The 20,644-nt window shown below is 43.1% G+C and carries 16 protein-coding genes; 9 read left to right on the top strand and 7 right to left on the bottom strand.

Annotation, left to right across the window (positions count from 1 at the left end; translation table 11 throughout):
* Positions 1-38: 38 nt before the first annotated feature.
* Positions 39-1,748, top strand: coding sequence for a proline--tRNA ligase (locus tag IGK14_RS10955; protein ID WP_010749320.1), 1,710 nt, complete (start codon positions 39-41; stop codon positions 1,746-1,748).
* Positions 1,749-1,866: 118 nt separating this feature from the next.
* A complete protein-coding gene (locus tag IGK14_RS10950) occupies positions 1,867-6,216 on the top strand; it encodes a PolC-type DNA polymerase III (protein WP_010749321.1) in 4,350 nt (1,449 codons plus the stop codon).
* A 285-nt stretch (positions 6,217-6,501) separates the two neighbouring features.
* On the opposite strand, the gene IGK14_RS10945 is transcribed toward IGK14_RS10950, so the two are convergent.
* The 3 genes from IGK14_RS10945 to IGK14_RS10935 form a co-directional block, all read right to left on the bottom strand.
* Positions 6,502-7,443, bottom strand: a complete 942-nt coding sequence (locus tag IGK14_RS10945; protein WP_010749322.1) for an AEC family transporter — start codon at positions 7,441-7,443, stop codon at positions 6,502-6,504.
* Between the two features lie 106 nt (positions 7,444-7,549).
* Complete coding sequence (gene yidC, locus IGK14_RS10940) at positions 7,550-8,479, bottom strand: membrane protein insertase YidC (RefSeq protein WP_010749323.1); 930 nt, start codon at positions 8,477-8,479, stop codon at positions 7,550-7,552.
* A 124-nt stretch (positions 8,480-8,603) separates the two neighbouring features.
* On the bottom strand, positions 8,604-8,882 hold the full coding sequence (locus IGK14_RS10935) for an acylphosphatase (protein ID WP_010749324.1): 279 nt from the start codon (positions 8,880-8,882) through the stop codon (positions 8,604-8,606).
* 95 nt (positions 8,883-8,977) lie between these two features.
* On the opposite strand from IGK14_RS10935, the gene IGK14_RS10930 reads away from it, so the two are divergent.
* Together IGK14_RS10930 and IGK14_RS10925 are read left to right on the top strand one after the other, a co-directional pair.
* Positions 8,978-9,739, top strand: coding sequence for a TrmH family RNA methyltransferase (locus IGK14_RS10930; protein WP_010749325.1), 762 nt, complete (start codon positions 8,978-8,980; stop codon positions 9,737-9,739).
* A gap of 123 nt (positions 9,740-9,862) precedes the next feature.
* Positions 9,863-10,372 (top strand): HD domain-containing protein, encoded by a 510-nt coding sequence (locus tag IGK14_RS10925; RefSeq protein ID WP_005229452.1) that lies wholly within the window; start codon positions 9,863-9,865, stop codon positions 10,370-10,372.
* Between the two features lie 44 nt (positions 10,373-10,416).
* Here the strand turns inward: IGK14_RS10925 and IGK14_RS10920 are convergent, their stop codons facing one another.
* The gene (locus IGK14_RS10920) at positions 10,417-11,616 is read right to left on the bottom strand and encodes a YdcF family protein (RefSeq protein WP_010749326.1); all 1,200 of its coding nucleotides are present in this window, start codon (positions 11,614-11,616) and stop codon (positions 10,417-10,419) included.
* Between the two features lie 124 nt (positions 11,617-11,740).
* Here IGK14_RS10920 and IGK14_RS10915 point away from each other — a divergent pair, with 124 nt between their 5' ends.
* A complete protein-coding gene (locus IGK14_RS10915) occupies positions 11,741-12,253 on the top strand; it encodes a GyrI-like domain-containing protein (protein ID WP_010749327.1) in 513 nt (170 codons plus the stop codon).
* A gap of 53 nt (positions 12,254-12,306) precedes the next feature.
* On the opposite strand, the gene IGK14_RS10910 is transcribed toward IGK14_RS10915, so the two are convergent.
* The 3 genes from IGK14_RS10910 to IGK14_RS10900 all read right to left on the bottom strand — a co-directional run bounded on the left by IGK14_RS10910 (position 12,307) and on the right by IGK14_RS10900 (position 14,610).
* Positions 12,307-13,641 carry a serine hydrolase gene (locus IGK14_RS10910; RefSeq protein ID WP_010749328.1) on the bottom strand — a complete coding sequence of 445 codons (1,335 nt, stop codon included), beginning with the start codon at positions 13,639-13,641 and terminating at the stop codon, positions 12,307-12,309.
* Positions 13,642-13,886: 245 nt separating this feature from the next.
* On the bottom strand, positions 13,887-14,051 hold the full coding sequence (locus IGK14_RS10905) for a hypothetical protein (RefSeq protein WP_005229460.1): 165 nt from the start codon (positions 14,049-14,051) through the stop codon (positions 13,887-13,889).
* A 214-nt stretch (positions 14,052-14,265) separates the two neighbouring features.
* On the bottom strand, positions 14,266-14,610 hold the full coding sequence (locus IGK14_RS10900; RefSeq protein WP_010749329.1) for a DUF4828 domain-containing protein: 345 nt from the start codon (positions 14,608-14,610) through the stop codon (positions 14,266-14,268).
* A gap of 183 nt (positions 14,611-14,793) precedes the next feature.
* On the opposite strand from IGK14_RS10900, the gene sfsA reads away from it, so the two are divergent.
* From sfsA to IGK14_RS10880, 4 genes are all read left to right on the top strand, one after another.
* A complete protein-coding gene (gene sfsA, locus IGK14_RS10895) occupies positions 14,794-15,519 on the top strand; it encodes a DNA/RNA nuclease SfsA (protein WP_010749330.1) in 726 nt (241 codons plus the stop codon).
* Between the two features lie 18 nt (positions 15,520-15,537).
* The gene (locus IGK14_RS10890; RefSeq protein WP_438712228.1) at positions 15,538-16,539 is read left to right on the top strand and encodes a Gfo/Idh/MocA family protein; all 1,002 of its coding nucleotides are present in this window, start codon (positions 15,538-15,540) and stop codon (positions 16,537-16,539) included.
* Between the two features lie 14 nt (positions 16,540-16,553).
* Positions 16,554-17,828 (top strand): DEAD/DEAH box helicase, encoded by a 1,275-nt coding sequence (locus IGK14_RS10885; protein ID WP_010749332.1) that lies wholly within the window; start codon positions 16,554-16,556, stop codon positions 17,826-17,828.
* A gap of 66 nt (positions 17,829-17,894) precedes the next feature.
* Positions 17,895-20,609, top strand: coding sequence for a sigma 54-interacting transcriptional regulator (locus IGK14_RS10880; RefSeq protein WP_010749333.1), 2,715 nt, complete (start codon positions 17,895-17,897; stop codon positions 20,607-20,609).
* Positions 20,610-20,644 lie beyond the last annotated feature (35 nt).

Genomic DNA, 20,644 nt, shown 5'->3' with positions numbered 1-20,644 from the left:
TCGGGTGAACATGATTTTTTGTAGCAAAGGAGAAAAAAATGAAACAGTCAAAATGTTTGATTCCGACATTGCGGGAAACCCCCAGCGATGCGGAGACGTTAAGTCATCAACTGTTAGTTAGGGCAGGGTATATTCGACAAGTGGCGGCAGGCATTTATGTTTACTTGCCGCTAGCACAAAGGGTGTTAGAAAAGATCAAGCGGGTCATCCGTGAAGAATTGGCACAAATCGATGCCGTAGAGATGGCGATGCCTTCTTTGCTTCCATATGAGCCATGGAAGGAGTCAGGACGTGCCTCATTGTATGGTGAGTCCTTGTATCGATTAACCGATCGAAACGAACGAGAGATCGTTTTAGGACCTACTCATGAAGAGCCGTTTACGACATTGATCAAAAACGAGATCACGTCTTATAAACGGCTGCCATTGAGCTTGTATCAGATCCAAACGAAATATCGGGACGAACAGCGGCCACGCTTTGGATTGATCCGCAGCCGCGAATTTATCATGCAAGATGGCTATTCCTTTCATGCCGATGAAGCTAGCTTAGATCAAACCTATAATCGTTACGAAATGGCTTATCATGCCATATTGAAACGCTGTGGGATCGAGTATCGGGCAGTGGTTGGTGACAATGGTTTGATGGGTGGCAGAGATTCGAAAGAATTTTTGGCATTGTCAGGGATCGGTGAAGAGCTGATCTGCTACTCGACTGAAAGCGATTATGTCGCCAATTGGAAATTAGCAACCAGTCAATACATCGCCAAAAAATCTCACGAGACCTATTTAGAATTACAAAAAGTCGTTCAGGATGAGCCTTTAACGTTAGAGGAGTTGGCGCAGGCATACGAAACAGACTTGCAAAAAATCGTTCAAGTATCTTTATTACTCGTTGACGAGCAAGTCATTATGGTGTTATTACGTGGCGATCACAGCCTCAATGAAACAAAGGTCAAGCATTACTTAGCCGCTGATCACGTGAAGGTGCTGACTGCCGAGGAAGCGGAGTCTTATCTGACGAGTGAGACGCAGCTGCGCAGTCCCATTTCGCTTGCTGATTCGATCCAGTTGTACGCCGATCAGCATGTCCAAGATATGGCGAATCTGATCGTTCCAGCGGCAGAAAAACAAAGCTATTATCTCAATGCGAATGTGGGGCGTGATTTTCAACCATTAGCCTTTGCCGATTTTCGCTTGGTTCAAGAAGGTGATCCTTCCCCAGATGGAAAAGGAACCTTAACCTTTACGCGAGGAATCGAAGTTGGGCATATCTTCAAGTTAGGAACCAAGTACAGTGAGGCGCAAGAAGCGACGGTTGTCGATGAAAACGGCGATGAGCAACCAATCATCATGGGCTGTTATGGGCTGGGGGTTTCTCGGCTGCTTTCAACGATCGTCGAACAATACGGCAATGAGTTTGGGATCGATTGGCCCCAAGAAATTGCCCCATTTGATGTGCATATCATTCAAACGTCGATTGAAGATAGCTATCAAAATGCCTTAAGTGAAGAAGTAGAAGAAATGATGAACCAAGTCGGCTATCAAGTGCTGGTAGATGACCGCAATGAACGTGCAGGGGTCAAATTTGCAGATGCCGATTTGATTGGCTGTCCGATTCGCTTGACTATCGGTAAAAAAGCCGTAGAAGGCATCGTAGAGATCAAAATCAAGCATACTGGTGCGACCGTTGAAGTGAGAAAAGAAGAAGTCGCTTCGACCCTGACGATTTTGTTAGCCAATCAGGAATAAACAGGAACGAACAAGAATGAATAGCAGATCGAGAGAGGAAATCCTTTCTCGATTTTTTAATGAAAATGAGGGCAAAAAGAGGTATACTAGTGAGTACTGAGAAAAGGAGGATCTTCAATTGTCAAAAGAAAGAGAGACCTTTGAGATATTATTAGACCAAATTGCAGCTGCCCCAAATCTTCGGCAGCATCCGTTGATGCAGACTGCCCAAATCAAACAAGTGACCGTGCATCGACAATCAAAAGCGTGGACGTTTTATTTCCAATTTGAACGTTTATTACCGGTGATGGTGTATCAGTCCTTTAAACAACATATTGAATTGGCGTTTAAAGAGATTGCGGAAGTTCGTATCATCATTGAAGCTCAAGATGGTTCCTTTGATGAGCAATTCATTCAAGAATATTGGCCATTAGCGTTAGCCAATCAAAATTGTGATCGACCACTGGTTCATCAAGTGATCAAAAACCAAATGCCTGTGCTGCAAGAGAACAAAGTGATTTTGCCAGTCAACAATGATGCGGTCATCACGATTTTGCAGCAGCAGTACTTGCCGATCATTGAGGAAAATTATAGTACCTTCGGCTTTCAAAAATTTCGGATCTTGCCGCAGCTAGACCAAGAGCAAGCGGAGGCGGCCTTAAAAGAACTTGAAGCACGCAAGGAAGAGCAAACAGCAGCGTTCCAACAACAAGCTGCTGAGAACTTAATGGCTCACGAGCAACGCAAAAAAGAAGTCAAAACAGTCGAATTTGACGGACCAATCGCCTTGGGACGTAATATTCCTGCCGATGAACCTGTGACACCGATGATCAATATCATCGAGGAAGAACGCCGAGTTACGATCCAAGGGTATGTCTTTGATAAAGAAGTCCGGGAATTGCGTTCAAAACGGAAGATTTTGATCTTAAAAATCACCGACTATACGTCATCGTTTAGTGTGAAAAAATTCTCCAACAATGAAAAAGATGAACAAGTCTTTGATGCCATCGCCAAAGGTAGTTGGGTCAAAGTACGCGGTAGCGTCCAAGAAGATACCTTCATGCGAGATCTTGTTATGAATGCGCAAGATTTGCTGGAAGTTAAACACGAAGCTCGCAAAGACTATGCACCTGAAGGAGAAAAACGGGTCGAACTCCACCTGCATTCCAATATGAGTACGATGGATGCCACCAACAACGTGGCGGATTTTGTCGCTCAAGCAGGCAAATGGGGCCATAAGGCGATTGCGATCACCGATCATGGTGGAGCGCAAGGGTTCCCTGATGCCCATCATGCAGGAGAAAAGGCTGGTGTTAAAATTCTTTACGGTGTGGAAGCCAATATCGTGGATGACGGCGTAGCGGTTGCCTACAATCCTCAGCCTGTTCCACTGACCGATGCTACTTATATCGTGTTTGACGTGGAGACCACTGGGTTGTCTGCAGTATACGACACCATCATTGAGTTGGCTGCTGTGCGGATGCATAAAGGCAACGTGGAGGCATCCTTTGATGAATTTATCGATCCAGGTCATCCGTTATCGCGAACGACCGTAGAACTGACGGGAATCACCGATGAAATGGTTCGCGGATCAAAATCAGAAGAAGAAGTCTTACGTTTGTTCCGTGAGTTTTCTGAAGGAGCCATTTTAGTTGCCCACAATGCGTCATTTGATATGGGCTTCTTAAATACCAGTTATCGAAAATACGGTATTCCAGAAGCGGAAAATCCCGTCATTGATACATTGGAACTCGCTCGTTATTTGTATCCAGAGTTTAAGCGATTCGGTTTAGGTGTCCTTTCCAAAAAATTCGGCGTTAGTTTGGAGCAACATCACCGAGCGATCTACGATGCCGAGGCAACCGGTCATTTAGCGTGGATCTTTGTCAAAGAAGCGATGGAAAAACATGACATGCTACTGCACGAAGATTTGAACCGACACGTGGGGGGGGAGAACTCCTATAAAGCAGCTCGGCCTTTCCATGCCACGATCTTAGCCCGAACACAGGCGGGATTGAAGAATTTATTCAAGCTAATCTCGATGTCGAATGTGAAGTACTTCCATGATAAAGTTCCGCGGATCCCGCGCTCAGAATTGGTGAAATTGCGGGAAGGATTGTTAGTCGGAACCGCCTGTGATAAAGGAGAAGTCTTTATCGCAATGATGCAAAAAGGGGTCGATGCAGCACGAGAACTTGCCAAGTTTTATGACTACATCGAAGTCATGCCCAAAGCAGTTTATGCCCATCTTCTGGAAACAGAACTCGTGAAAAGTGAAAAAGACCTAGAAGACATCATTCGGAATCTGGTAAAAATGGGGGAAGAGTTAGGGAAAATCGTTGTGGCTACTGGGAATGCCCATTACCTGAACGAAGAAGACGCCATTTATCGCAAGGTCTTGATCAATTCCATGGGAGGCGCCAATCCGTTGAATCGTCATAGCCTACCAGATGTGCACTTCCGTACTACGGATGAGATGCTGACCGCTTTTCAGTTTTTAGGTCCAGAAGTAGCGAAAGAAATTGTAGTGACGAACCCGAATAAAATCGCTGATCTCTGTGAAAAAGTCATTCCGGTAAAAGATGATCTGTATACACCAAAGATTCCCGGATCTGAACAAGAGATCACCGACTTGAGTTACAACCGTGCCAAAGAGCTATACGGTGATCCATTACCAGAAATTGTGGAAAAACGTTTGAAAAAAGAGCTTGATTCGATTATTGGGAATGGGTTTTCCGTGATCTATTTGATCTCACAAAAACTAGTTCATAAAAGCAATGAAGACGGCTATCTAGTAGGCTCACGGGGATCAGTTGGTTCTAGTTTCGTCGCAACCATGACCGGGATCACTGAGGTCAATCCATTAGCTCCTCATTATTATTGTCCCGATTGCCAGTATTCTGAGTTTTATGAAGACGGCTCGTATGGTTCTGGTTATGATATGCCAGAGAAAAAGTGTCCAAAATGCGGCACTCGTCTGAACAAAGATGGCCATGATATTCCTTTTGAAACATTTCTTGGCTTCCATGGCGACAAAGTCCCCGATATCGATTTGAACTTCTCAGGGGAATATCAGCCAGAAGCCCATAACTATACGAAAGTACTCTTCGGTGAAGAATACGTCTATCGTGCAGGAACGATCGGTACCGTAGCCGATAAAACAGCCTTTGGTTTCGTAAAAGGCTTTGAGCGCGATCATAATCTTCATTATCGAGCAGCCGAAGTCGATCGCCTGGCAAAAGGCGCCACTGGCGTCAAACGGACGACTGGTCAGCATCCGGGGGGGATCATCGTTATTCCAGACTATATGGATGTCTATGATTTCACCCCAATCCAATACCCAGCGGATGATCAAAATGCGGAGTGGAAAACGACCCACTTTGATTTCCATTCGATTCACGACAATATCTTGAAGCTGGATATCCTCGGACACGATGATCCGACGGTCATTCGGATGCTGCAGGATCTATCAGGCATCGATCCAAAAACGATCCCTACCGATGATCCAGAAGTGATGCGTATTTTTGGCGGCACGGATGTGTTAGGTGTGACCGAAGAGCAGATCTATTCGAAAACCGGAACATTAGGCATCCCAGAATTTGGTACCCGTTTTGTGCGGGGGATGCTGGATCAAACCCATCCATCGACCTTTGCTGAACTCTTGCAGATCTCTGGTCTTTCCCATGGTACCGATGTATGGTTGGGCAATGCGGAAGAATTGATTCGTCGCGGAGATGCCAGCCTAGCGGAAGTAATCGGCTGTCGGGATGATATCATGGTGTACTTGATCCATGCCGGCTTAGATGACGGGATGGCCTTTAAAATCATGGAGACGGTCCGTAAAGGACAATGGAACAAGATCCCTGACGACTTGCGGGATACTTACTTGCAAGCGATGCGGGAGAACAATGTCCCTGAATGGTATATCGATTCTTGTTCGAAGATCAAGTACATGTTCCCGAAAGCCCATGCGGCGGCGTATGTTTTGATGGCGTTGCGGGTGGCTTACTTTAAAGTGTACTTCCCAATTCTCTATTACTGTGCTTATTTCTCTGTCCGGGCGGATGACTTTGATTTGATTGCTATGTCAAAAGGAAAAGATGCCGTAAAAGAACGGATGCAAGAAATCAATGACAAAGGAATGGATGCGTCAACGAAAGAAAAAAATCTGTTGACAGTTCTGGAATTAGCCAATGAAATGCTGGAGCGCGGCTATGAATTCGGGATGATCGATCTGTATAAATCCGATGCAGAAAATTTCGTGATCGATGGGAAAAAATTGATCGCACCGTTCCGAGCAGTACCGAGTTTAGGGCTGAACGTAGCGAAACAAATCGTGGAAGCACGAAAAGATGGTCCCTTCTTATCGAAAGAAGACCTCGCCAATCGCGGGAAAGTATCTAAGACGTTGATTGAATACATGACGGATAACGGTGTTCTAAAAGATCTACCAGATGAAAATCAGTTGTCGTTGTTCGATATGTTGTAAGCCAACGTCTGTTCACATAAAAAAATAAGCCCATCATTGCAGTATCTAGTATAGCTAGTTTCTGTATGATGGGCTTTTTTGTCTTGTTTATGAAGATAACCTAAGCAGCCACAATCTGGCGAAAATCAGAAAAATCGTGGTCTATAGTGACAAATCATAAGGGAGTTGCCGCTTGGACAGCGAATCAATCGAACCTTTACCATACAAAGAGAAGAAAAATACTCGTTACCGAAAGAAGCGAATGCCTTTGGTAACGAGTATTTTTCGACAAAGTTCGTTAACTAGCTAAAAAAAGAAAAAAAGCAAAACAGGCAGATACACCATGTACAGTAATACGGAATAGCCTAGACATGAAGTTGCAAATTCTTCATCCCCTTGGTAGTTTCGTACAAGGATCGGGACAGAGTTTTGGACGGGCATAGAGGCTTGAATAATAAACACAGAAAGCATCAATTCAGGAACAGGGATGATTCTGCTTAATAGCCATACAACGAGAGGCGAAAGAATGAAGCGACCAAACAGGACACCAGCAATGTCTTTGGTCATTCGCAAGTTCTTGAGCCCGCCAAAGTACACGATGATCCCGATAATAAACATTGATAGAGGCGTCGTTAAATCTGCTAGGTAGCTTCCAAGCCCATCAACAAAGGAGGGCAGTGGTAATGTGAACAGCATCCAGATCAAGCCGATAATGAAACCAATCAAGGCTGGCGAAAAAATCTTTTTTAGCATGACCAATGGATGAAAGGAAATGCGGGCTTCGCCGAAATCGGGGTTATCTTTTGCTAACTCAAAAATACCGATGGTCCAAAATAATGTCGTATTTACGATGTAGTACAACAATACATAGGGAACGGCTTTTTCACCAAAAATGGCTAAATTGATCGGTAAGCCGATGAAGATCGTATTGGAAAAGGTAAACATGGCGGAAAATGCCCCTTGGTGTTTGGTTTCAACTTGCGCGAAACGGCGCCATAAATAACCGGCGAAGTAAGTGATCATCATGGAAAGCAAAGGGATGATCATCCCGGAAACTAATGAGAGAAACTCGTCTTTCGTAAAGTTTTTAATGATCGTCAAAAACATATTGGCGGGTAATGAGACATTTAACACCAGTTTTGAAAACGTATCGGCGGTTCGATTAGAAAACCATTGTTTGTAAGACAACCAATAACCGATAAACATGAGACTGAAAATGACAAAAATATTGATATATGCTTGAAACATGCGCTCACCTCTCATTTACTATAGCGAAAGGCAATAGAAGAAGCAACTGATTCCCATTTGAAAACAACAAAAAACCAAACCGCCCAATGAGCGATTTGGTCAAGAATTACTTCCGTTGCTGCTTGCCAGCGTTACGACCTTTTCCGTTAGGCTTTGTCGTGTTCAACGCTTTTTTGACAGCTTCTGTTTTTTCAGGCGTTACGTCTTTACGAGGCGTAACTACCGTTTTAGGCGGATTTGCTTTCATTTCCGCTTCGACTTGGGCACGAATTTTTGGTTTCATGATGACATTCGTGATAAACGTTTGGATACAACTGAAGACCCCACCAACTACCCAGTAAAGTGTCACACCAGCTGGTGCACTCATGGACATGAAAACGATCATCAATGGAGAAACGATCAACATGGTTTTCATCGTTTTTTTCTGTTCCTCAGGAATCCCGATGGTTGAGATATATCCTTGTGCCAAGTAGGAAAGACCAGCAATCGCCACAAAGAGGATGCTTGGGTCGCCTAATGATACGCCAAAGAATTCAGAGTTTTGGATTCCTTGTGTGTAACGAGCGGTGAAATAAAGAGCAGAGAAGATCGGCATCTGAATCAGCAAAGGGAGACATCCGATACCACCAAACATACTGACGTTGTTTTCAGAGTAAATTTTTTGCATCTCCGCTTGCGCTTGCATTTGTTCTTCCCGAGTGGTTGCTTTTTTCAAATTGGCTTGTGCAATATCCACTTGAGGTTTCAGAAACTGCATTTTTTCACTTTGAACCATCGTTTTTCGAGACTGATGGATCCCTAATGGTAAGATAATGACACGGACAACGATCGTTACGGCGATGATCGCCCAGCCGTAAGACCAGTTGAAGTTTTCTACGAGCATCGTGATCATATCCCCTAATGGTTTCACCAAAAAGCGATAAATCATTCCTGTTTCTTTCGGCGTACCATCAGCATTGGTACTGACACAGCCTGATAATGCTAATAACAGGCCAAATAATCCTGATGAAAGCAGCCATTTATTCATTTTAGACATTCTATTCTTCCTCTTCACAATAAATTTAGACAAAAATAACTATACTAAAAAAGACCGACTATTTCAATGTACAAAGAGAAATTCATTGAAAAATCAATCTTTCGACTTAGAAAACATTCAATTGTTAATAGTACACTACATCAAAACTCCGACGCTCTTTGATGGCATCGTCTGGTTGGATGTCGATCTGATTTACTTTCCCAGCGGGTGAAGGAGAATCCTTAACCCCAGCAACAAAGGCATCGATGGCTTTGTCATCGCCAATTGCTTCAATCGAAACAGAACCATCCGCTTCGTTTTTTACAGATCCGGTGACGCCCAACTGATCGGCAAGCATTTTTGTGGTATAACGAAAGCCGACGCCTTGGACACGTCCTTGTACATGGATTCGTAGTTTCTTCATGGACAATCCCTCCTCTGCTTTATATGATAGCGTTTTTTCAGTAAAAGAACAAGTTAGATCGATTGACTCATGCTATAATGAATCGAGGTGACAAGATGAAAGAAATTCAATCGAAAAAAAATACCTTTATCAAGGAAATCAAAAAACTAACACAAAAAAAACATCGGACACAAACCAATACCTATTTGATCGATGGCTGGCATTTGGTGCAAGAAGCATTGCATGCACAAGTACCCATCAAAGCATTGTTGGTGACCCCGCGAGGGTTAAGTGAAGCCAACGGGCAACTCGATGATTATCAGGAAGAAAGCTATTTGATCACAGAGGAGATCGCAGCGATGCTTTCTGATTTGCCAACACCACAAGGGATTTTTGCCGTGGTGGAAAAGCAAGAACAAGACTTACAGACACTGACGGGCAATTGGCTGATTTTAGATAATGTGCAAGATCCTGGAAACGTTGGCACCATGATTCGAACAGCGGATGCCGCTGGATTCAGCGGGGTTTTTCTCGGCGAAGGAACAGCCGATCTCTACAGCACCAAAGTCTTGCGCAGCATGCAAGGTAGCAACTATCATCTGCCGATCGTAGAAGGAGCGATCCCGCCATTTCTAAAGCAGCTGCAGGCAGCTGGCGTGGCGATTTATGGCACCGAGTTAAACAAAGAAGCAGTCCCTTATACCGAGCTTCCTAAAGGACAAGCGGCTGCCTTCATTTTAGGCAACGAGGGGCAAGGGGTCAATCAGGAACTGTTGGCATTGACCGATAAAAATCTATATATTCCTATCTATGGTCAGGCAGAATCATTGAACGTCGCCATTGCGGCAGGTATTTTGATGTATTTTGCTGTCAGCTAGATTTTTAAGGAACTGTTAAACTATTTGAATCTATTGCACCTCACCTAGAAACTTGCAGGAATAGGTGCTATACTTTGTCTTGTAACAATCAAGCAGATCAAAAAAGGTGGCAGACAAAAATTTATGACAGAAAAATGGCAAGAAGATAGCGAATATATGTCTTACGTGGCTGACCTGTTAGAAACAGAAGCTGTAAAAAAATTAGCCAATTTTGTGCAGCATATGAACTCCACACGTTTGGAACATTCGATCAGCGTCTCTTATTATAGTTACAAATTGGCCAAGAAATGGGGCGGCGATGCTCGTGCAACAGCTCGTGCAGGACTCCTTCATGATTTATTTTATTACGATTGGCGTACTACAAAGTTTGACGAAGGTACCCATGCGTACATGCATCCACGAATCGCAGTAAAAAATGCCGAAAAAATCACTGAACTTAGTGATCTTGAAAAAGATATCATCTTGAAACATATGTGGGGAGCAACGATTGCACCGCCACGCTATAAAGAAAGCTATATCGTCACGATGGTGGACAAATATTGTGCGATCAAAGAAGCATCAGAACCCCTTACAGACAGCATGAAAGAAAAATGGCAACAACGCTTCTGGAAGAAACATCGCACGATTCAATAAGAAAAAAGTTCTTCGAACCAACTGGTTCAAAGAACTTTTTTTGTTTAGCCAAAAATAAGTTGGAGGATCGCTGCTCCTGCATAGAGAATCAGTAAGGTGATCAATACCGTTAAATGTCGTCTTTTGTGCATAAAAAGGATTGCTACAAATTCTCTTAAAAAGGCATTCGGTAAATAGTAAAAGGCAGTAGGTGCTCCGATACCATCCGCTTTAAGTTGGGCTTGATCTGCATAGAGACCAGCACGAAAAATATGGTAATTGTTTGAGGCAAAGATTGCTTTGTAGCCGTTTGGCTTAAGTGAATCCATGATTTCTTTCGAAAATTTCATGTTTTCATAAGTAGTCGTGGAATTTGTTTCCACTAAAATCTCACCTTCTGGTACGCCTTGGGCAATCGCATATTCTTTCATAGCAACAGCTTCCGGCAGCTGCTCATCGCTTCCTTGTCCGCCTGACATCAGTAATCGAGGCGCGGTTTTTTTCGCTTTAAATTGCGATTCGTAGAACGAGATTGCTGTATTGATGCGTTTTGCCAATAAAGGGGATACCGTGGTGCCATTCAAAAGGCCTGCACCTAAGACGATGATAAAGTCCTGATTATAGCGAGGATGGTTGAACTGATAAATGACGGAAATGGATAAAAAGTTCAAAAAGACTACAAACAGATACAAAAGACTTAGGGGAACAATGCCGAATAAGGTTCGGATCCAATCTGGGAAAAAGTGCAAAAGGGTATCTGAAAATAGTAAAACGGTCAAAACCACTGCTAAAATCAGGGTTAACAAATTGGCGATCGATCGCGATTCTCTTCGTAGTACGATAATGGAATTCCAGTAAAGAAAGACCACGAGTGTTGCCAAACCGAATAATAGTACAGCAACGAAGATTGCCAGTAATACAGCGAGTAAACCACCTACGAGTATGTCTTGGGTTCGGTATAAATTAATGACTAAGTAGCCGCCAAAAGCCAGCACGAACAAATTAAAAAGTAAGCCATTTATGAGTTGGTGCTTGTTGCGCCGATAAGAAAATAAAAAAAGGCCGGCGAAGGCGACGGGTATCAGAATAAAGAAACTACCTGTCCGTAATTCTGAGACAGCTAAATAAATTAGCAGGGCTAGAATCGTCCAACAACATTCAAAAAAGAAAATATCCGGATCATCTTTTTTCTTGCGCCATTTTTGAACGACGATCACGCCCGACACATAGCTGATGGCAAAAATCAGCAATTGCGTAAAATCCATGTTTTTCACTCCTTTAACGATACACTTAGTATACCGAAAAATGGCAGAAATTGCTTGTTGCTAAGGTCAAAGTTGCTGAATTTCTTGCAATTCGCTAAAATGAAGGAAAGAAGGAGGAAGGAACATGCAATTAGGTGAAGTGATTCGCGTCGAACGACCCGCTTTTTATGTGATTGGAAAAGAGGGCAAGGGGTTAGCAGAAGAAGGTGCTTCTTGGGTACCAGCGCTTTGGGAACTTGCAACAAAGGATTTTGAAGAGATCGAATTTCTCGTAAGTGATCAAAAGGCAGAAGAACTGGAATTTTGGGGCTTGATGAGTGATGGCACCAATTGGTTAGAGCCTTGGCAAGAAACCGGTCGCTACTTGGCAGGCGTTCAAGTCCAGACAGAAAATTTTCCTCCTGTCGGTTGGGTCCGTTGGGAAATGCCCGCAATGACCTATCTCGTTGTAAAAACAGATGAAAAAAACTTAACGATGATGACTGAAAAAATGCTGATGGAAGTTTTACCAGAAAACAACGTCCAGTTGTCAGCAGCCATCCAAGAAAGGTATCTTCCTCATTTTAAGGAAGGGGAAGTTGAATTGTTTTTCCCTGTGGAGCCATTGGCAACAGCAACGGTGGAAACAGTAGAATAAAAAAAATCTGTCCGAGAAGCAGTCTTTGCTTCGGACAGATTTTTTCGTTTAGGTTAAAAAAGATTACTGAAAAAGTTGGACACGCCGCGCCAAGCACGAACAAAGATGTTGGCTTTTTCCACAGTTTGTGTTGTGATCAATCCTGCAGTCTCGTCATGATCGGAATCATCAATATAACCAAGCGTATCAGCTGGAATCGAAGCACTTACGGTACCGACTTCTGTGCCCTCAGTCAATGGCGCTTGCAGGGCAGAATCACGATAATGCTCATTAAAGTCAATGGTTGTTTCAAAGGCTGTGGCATCCATATCTCCACGTACCCATAAGGTCAAACCTTGATTTAAGGCAACGGGCACACTCAATTCTTTCCCATCTTTGACTGCAACCGTCTGGGTATCTTCTAGTTGCGCATTTTCTGGTAAAATCTCTACTTGTTCCCAAGCGTCAAACGAGTAATCCATCAAACGGCCTGTTTCAATAAAACGAACACTAGGATTTTCTGCATGACCATTGACATTTAGCACCACGGTGATGATTCGTTGGCCATCTTTAACGGCGGTTCCGACAAAGCAGGCGCCTGCCATATCTGTCGTACCAGTCTTCAGACCGTCGACACCATCTTTCGTATTCGTAAAACCTGGAAGCATCCAGTTCCAATTGACCATCTCGACAGGCGAATAGGAACCTTCACCAAATTGTTTTGTTGAAAGGCTGGTTACTTCCAAAACATCTGGAAAGTCTTGTAACAAATGACGGGCAATCAATGCCACATCTTTTGCGGATAGTTCGTTTTCATCAGTTGAAGTTGATCCTGGGTAAATATTTTCCCCAAGATAAGCATTGTTTAAGCCAGAAGCATTGACGATCTTTGCATCGGTGATGCCCCATGATTGCACTTTTTCTTGCATTAAATCCACAAAGGCACTTTCAGACCCAGCAATCAGCTCCGCGAGCGCGACGATTGCAGCATTTGCAGATTGGATATAACTGGCATCATACAGATCTTTTACAGTATAGGTAACGTCTTGATGCAAAGGGACATTTGATAAGTTAGGGGACACGCTGAGATTTGCGGCATAATCGGAAATCGGCACAGGATCATCCCAAGCGATCGTTCCTTGTTCTACTTGCTCAGCGACAAGGTAGAGGCTGATGATCTTGGTGATGGAGGCAATACCCATGGCTGTCTCGCCATCTTGATCATACAACACTTTCCCTGTGTCAAAATCAATGGAGTAGGCGGCTTTGGCGTCAATCGAAAAATCTTGGATCTCTTCGATGCTCATTGCTGTATCATCAGCATATGAAACGAGGGGGATGCCGACAGCAGCAAAGAGGATTGCCAAAGCAGCAACGAAGGAATACCCGAACTTGGTTATTTTCTGCATATATGTAGTAGCTCCTTTTAAGTTGTATCTAAGCAAAAATTTTAACAAAGAGTATCCGCTGTTGCAATACTCTAAGAGAAAACTTAGCATTTAATTGCGAGAAGACCGCTCAAAAAGGGAATGGGCGTTGGTAAGCCATTACAAACTAGAAGACCTAAGGGCAACAGACAGCAAAAAAAACTTGCCTTCCTATTTAATAAAGAAGACAAGTTTTTCTGAATTGACATCGGGTCAAACGATTTCACTTAGCGACGATTGGAATGGATTCTCGGGTTTTGGTTTTGGGCTCTGACGGGAACTTTCACTGCTCTCGTTTCTTGTTGCATGGCCAATTTTGCTAAAAAGAATGTCCCAGCTAGTAACGCAGCTAAAGCAAAGATGGAAAAGAGTGAAATAAAGGTCGTTAACATAAAAATCCCTTCTTTCTGTTTAAAATAAATGTGGAAGGTAGGAATCGAACCTACACCTTAATCTATGAACGATCAAACATCACTCAACGGAACACCTTGTTCAACCACTTGTTAAGTTAATGATAGCATGGATTGCCAGGAAATGCTGATAAAAAGTCTGAGAATTGACCGAAGAAAATGTGAAGAAAACATGAACTCGATGTTCTCACGTCCCTTAGGTGATTTTTGTCAAAGAATAGTGGCAATCTTCTGCTTCATCATATAAAGTAATAACGGAGCCTTTTTGTTCCAGAACTAAATGATAGCCAAATGTGTCCAGTAACACTAATCGCGTCGGAGTCAGTTCAACAATGGAAACAGGCAACGGTTTGCCTTCGATGGTCAATGAATAATCATTGGCAATTTCTAAAATGATATCTTCTTTTGTCTTTGAAGTAAAACGCCAATTTCCAATGAAATTTTGGCGGCTTTCATTTTTTTGTTTTTCCTTTCGCAACAGTAAGGAGCTGACCACTCCCGTTGCTAGAGATAAACCAATCAATAGAGACCTTTTCTTCATTTATACACGTCCTATCACTTACGATTCATCTAGTTGCACCATGTGAACAAGATGCCCGCTTCTGCACACTAGAAAATAATTGCCATAAGTATACCATGAGAAGGTAAAAAAGCATGGTACTTTAGTTTGAAGTTTAGAAGTTTTTATCAAAATATGCTATGATTCAAAAGAGCAGGTGAGAAAATGAATTATCCGAATACCCTCTTAGCCACGTTTCTCGTTCGAGACAACCGATTCATTGCCCGATGTCTAGTCGATGGGCAAGAAGTGATCGTCCATGTGAAAAATACGGGACGAGGAAAAGAACTATTGCACAAAGGGGCACTCGTGACCCTCCAATATTGGGACAATCCGAAACGTAAAACCAATTACGATTTGATCTCAGTCAAGAAAGAAGACCAATGGATCAATATTGATAGTCAAGTACCCAATCGGTTAGGCTATGAAGGCCTTTTGGATGGCACGATCCAGTTGCCAAATATCAAAGGGAAAATTGCCCTCTTACGGCGTGAAGTCGTCTATGGGATGTCTAAGTTTGATCTTTATTTTGAAACAGACGAACAAGAAAAAGGTTTTATAGAAATTAAAGGGATGACACTTGAAAACAAGCAAATCGGCGCTTTCCCAGATGCGCCAACGATTCGCGGCTTGAAACACGTCAATGAATTGATCCATGCCAAAGAAGCAGGCTATTATGCGGCGGTTTTGTTCATGATCCAATTTGAAGTGGTGCAAATCGCCACGATCCATCGACAGATGCAGCCGGATCTGGCTGATAAGATCGCTGAAGCGCAAAGCAAAGGTGTCGAAGTGTTTGCTTATAATTGCCAAGTAAACCATGGGATGATCGCGGTTAAAGAACCGATCCCTTTTGATTTGAACGTCGAATTTGACGACCCCAATCTATAGGAGAAAGAAGGAAAACACATGATTCATTTAGGGATTATCGGCACAAATTGGATCACCGATCAATTTGTACAAGCAGCCCACGAAACCAAACGGTATCAATTGGTAGCCGTATACTCAAGGAAATTAGCCACAGCGCAACGCTTTGGGGAAAAATACGGGGACATCGAATATGCGACCGATTTGGCCACTTTTTTGGGGTTAGCTCATATGGACACGGTCTACATCGCGTCTCCGAATAGTTTGCACTTTGAACAAGCCAAGCAAGGGATTTTAGCAGGAAAAAATGTCATTGTGGAGAAGCCAGCCTTTTCAACACCTGAGGAAATGGCGGAGATCATTGACCTAGCAAACCAACAACAGGTTTTATTCTTTGAAGCAGCTCGCAACATTCATGAAGCGAGTTTTTCAACCGTAGCCGAATTCTTACCGACACGCGGTGCCATTCTTGGGGCGAACTTTTCTTATATGAAATATTCGTCTCGTTATGACGCTGTACTAGCTGGGGAGGAACCAAATATCTTTTCTCCACATTTTTCTGGCGGAGCTTTAGCCGACTTGGGTGTGTATCCAGTATATGCGGCGGTCGCTTGGTTTGGTAAACCGCAGGACGTTCATTATTTTGCGCTTAAATTACCGACCGGTGTAGATGGTATCGGGACTGCTGTGCTGCGCTATGCTGATTTTGATGTCACGATCCAAACAGGCAAAATCGCTGATTCAGAGTTACGATCAGAAATTTATTTTGAAGACGGGACATTAGATTTGAATGCTGTCAATGCTATTGAAGAAGCAGCATTTTATGAACGCCAAACAAAACAAACACATCCATTAGCAGTCGCTGCTTTAGACAATCCGATGATCGAAGAAGCGCAAGACTTTGCAGACATCATTGAAAACAAAGATGATCCTAAACAAGGACAACGCTATGAGGAATGGGTGGAACTTGCCCGCAGTGTCAATGAAACCGTCTCTTTGATGCGTAAGCAGGCCGACATCATTTTTGATGCAGATAAAAAATAAGGAATGGAACATTTATGACAGTATTTGAATTGACACAATTGCCAGACGTCTGGCAGGAAAAATGGCAAGCGGCCGGGTATCACGCACCGTCCTTGATCCAAGAAAAAACCTTTGGTCCATTAAAAGACGGCGCGTCTGTCATAGGAATCTCACCGACCGGTTCAGGTAAAACTTTGGCGTATCTCTTGCCATTGTTAACGAAGGTTGAAAAAAAGCAAGGCAATCAGCTGTTGATTTTGACTTCTTCACAAGAATTAGCGATGCAAGTCACAGAAGTAGCACGGGAATGGGCCCAAGCCATTGGTTTGACCGTTCTGCCGCTAATTGGCGGCGCAAGTACAAAACGCCAAGTGGAAAAACTAAAAGACAAACCCGAGGTCTTGATCGGTACCCCAGGGCGTGTATTAGAGTTGATCAAAGCCAAAAAAATCAAGACCCAGCAGCTGCAATCGTTGGTATTGGATGAGGTTGACCAATTATTGAAAGAGGGTGCCTTCACCTTGGCAGCCAAGATCAATCAAACATTACCAAAACAAATCCAGCGTAGTTTCTTTTCAGCAACCGCGAACGAAGTGATCGATGAGATTCGACCATTGGTGACAAAAGAGCCGCTGATCATTGATGTTACCCAAGAAGATCAGAGCAAAGGCGTCATCCATCATTACTATTTGAACTATCCGCAACGACGAATCGTGGATGCTTTAAGACGCTTTGCTCATTTACCAAACTTTCAAGCCTTGGTTTTCTTCAATGAATTAAGCACAATGGGGAATGCGGAAGAAAAGCTATTGTTTCATGGCTTGCCGGTGGCCTCTTTGGCATCTGATCAAAACAAACTTGCACGAAAAGGTGCATTAGAGAGCTTTCGTCAAGGAAAACTAGTGGAACTATTGACAACCGATGTCGCCTCTCGCGGCTTAGATGTCGTGGATCTGCCTTACGTCATCAATACAGAAGTCCCTTTAGAAAAAGAATCCTATTTACACCGCGCGGGACGCGTTGGAAGAATGGGCAAAGAAGGAACCGTCGTCACGATCGTTCAAGACCATTCGTTGAAGGATTTGAAAAAAATCGCGAATCAGTTGTCCATAGAACTCAAAGAAGTTTATCTGCATGGGGGACAGTTACACACAGAAGCACCTGTTGTCGAAAAAGAAAGCAAGAAAGAAATGAAAATAGCAAGTGTGCAGAAAATTTCCAAGAAAACGCCTGAAAATTTACACACTCCTGTCAAAAAGAGCAAGAAAAAGACGAAAAAGCAAAAAGACAAAGGAAAAAGACGCCATTGAGCGTCTTTTTGTGTTACCATTAACGTTGTTTATTATTAGTGTGTAAAAAAATGAGGAGGCTATCGAATGAATTCGCGAAAAGAAGAGATTTTTCAAACGATCGAACTGCATAAGCAAGGGTTGACCGCAGTTGATGTCGCTAAAATCTTACAAATCGATCGCAGCAATGCAAGCCGTTATCTCAGTGAGCTTTATAAAGAAAAGAAAATCGGCAAACGTTCCGGCCGTCCGGTTGTTTATGAGCCTTTAGAAGAAACGGTCCATGTGGATGTTTCCTCTGAAGTTAGTTTTGAAAGTCTGGTTGGAGTCCAAGCTTCCTTGAAAGTAAGTATCCAGCAAGCCAAAGCGGCGATCTTATATCCGCCTAGAGGACTCCATACCATTATTTTTGGTGAGACAGGTACCGGTAAATCCTTATTTGCCGAATGTATGTATCACTTTGCGGTTGAATCAAATATGTTAGAAAAAGATGCCCCATTCGTGTCCTTTAACTGTGCGGATTATGCACAAAATCCGCAATTGTTGTTTGGACACATCTTTGGCATCAAAAAAGGCGCCTACACTGGTGCGGCAGAAGATAGTCCGGGGTTGATGGCAAAAGCCGATGGCGGCATCCTGTTCTTAGATGAGATCCATCGACTGCCACCAGAAGGCCAAGAAATGCTCTTTACCTTCATTGATAAAGGGATCTACCGTCCATTAGGGGAAAGTAATCAAGTTCATGAAGCCGCCGTGCAGATCATCGGTGCCACCACTGAATCATCAGAAACCTTTTTGACGACCTTCAATCGGCGAATTCCCATGGCTATTACTTTGCCAAATGTGGAAAGTCGTTCCTTAGATGAACGGTATGAAATCATTTCGTTGTTTATCAAGCAAGAGGCGACCCGACTGAATCAACGAATCGATGTGGAACGAGATGCGATATTGGCCTTTATGCTCTATGATGCAGAAGGCAACATTGGTCAAATCAAGCGCGACCTTAAACTCGTCTGTGCCAAAGCATTTTTGCATTATCGAACCTATGGAAAAAAACACTTGCTGATTCGAAAAGGGGATTGCTCACTACAAGTTCAAAAAGGCTTGTTGAAGATCAAAGAAATGTCGGAACGATTGGATCGGTTTTTGGATGGCAAAGGCGACTTTCTAAGTTTTGAACCCGGCGACCCAGATGTCGTCTGGTCTCGTGATCCACAACGGAATATGCAAGTATATAACGAGATCGAAGAAAAAGTCAGCTCGCTGATTGAAACGGGCGTAGCCAATGTCGATCTAGAAAATTTGATCTCTAAAGATGTCGATGCGTACTTTGAAAAGTATGTCGAAGAATTGATCCAAAATCCCGTTCATAAAGAACTGATTCCAGAAGACATTTGGAAACTGACAAATGTTCTTTATGATCTAGCTGGGCAAAGATTGTCTCGAACCTATAGTGAAAAAGCCCGCTTTGCCTTTGCACTGCATCTACAAAGTACACTGGAACGTGTCAAGGAAGGACATATGATCGTTCACCCAGATTTGAATACAGTCAGAAAAAACTTGAAATCCGAGTTCCAGGTGGCAATGGATCTATCGACCATTATCGAAGAAGAACGCCATGTCGAGATCCCCTTCGATGAGATCGGCTTTATCAGTATGTTTTTAGCGATTCAAGTCAAACAACCCTCGCAACTGCCCCTTGAAAAAGTCGAGATCATTGTCTTGATGCACGGCAAAGCGACTGCCAGCAGTATGTTGGAAACGGCACAAGAGCTGCTAGAAACCGACCACGGCAAAGCGATGAATATGTCTTTGGATATGGAAGTCGGTCAAATGTATGAGCAGCTATTGAACTATGTCACTGACAATAAGGAAAAGATGAGCAACGGCTTATTGCTTTTAACTGATATGGGTTCCCTCAATTCATTTGCGAATTTGATTTCTGAAGAGACCGGGATTCGTACGAAAGCCATCTCGATGGTCAGTACGATGATCGTCTTAGAGGCTTTGCGAATGGCGGAAAGTGGCCGAAGTTTAGAAGACATTTATCAAAACATTCAGCGTTCTTTTGAAACCATCGTGCAAGAACAGTTCCGCACAGTTCGCGAAGCGAAGGGGAATAAAAAGGCAGTCATCGTCACTTGCTTTACTGGAGAAGGTGTCGCTGCCAAACTTTATCAACGAATTTATCCCGTCGTCGATCAATCAAAAGTCGAGATCATTCAAATGCAATTTATTGAAAAAGAAACCTTCAAGAAACATATTGATGGCTTGCTAGAAGAATATGAGATCAAAGCCATTGCGGGCACCGTCGAGATCGATTATCAAAATATCCCGTTCTTTTCCGCCTATGATGTCTTTGATGACAATCGGTTGAATGTACTGAAGCGGATCGTTTCAGATGAAGTGCCGATCGAAAAAATCGTACGTTCATTAGAAAATACTTTAACGCATGTGGGGTCCGTCTATCATCTGATCGAAAGTCTGCAGCGAATCGTTCATCAAATTCAAAATCAATTGCATGTGATTGTTGAACCTACCGTTGACGCGGGCTTAGTGATTCATTTAGCCTTTCTAGTGGAAAGTTTATTGAAGAAGGAACATTCCCGTACTTTTCCCAATTTGGCGGCCTTCCAAAAACGCTATCGTATCGAAACAGATGTGTTGCGAACTCATTTATTGCAGATAGAGAAAAACTATCAAATCAAAATCTCTGAAGATGAGATCGCCTATTTAACACAAATGTTCTTAGAAAATGAAATAAAAAGTTATGATGAATCCGCACACAATATTAGTGTGTAATGAAAAATCCGTGAGTGTGCAAAAGAAAAATTGGT

Source organism: Enterococcus sp. DIV0970a, from assembly GCF_051711265.1.
Classification (GTDB): Bacteria; Bacillota; Bacilli; order Lactobacillales; family Enterococcaceae; genus Enterococcus_D; species Enterococcus_D casseliflavus.
This window is presented reverse-complemented; position numbering and strand designations above follow the sequence as displayed.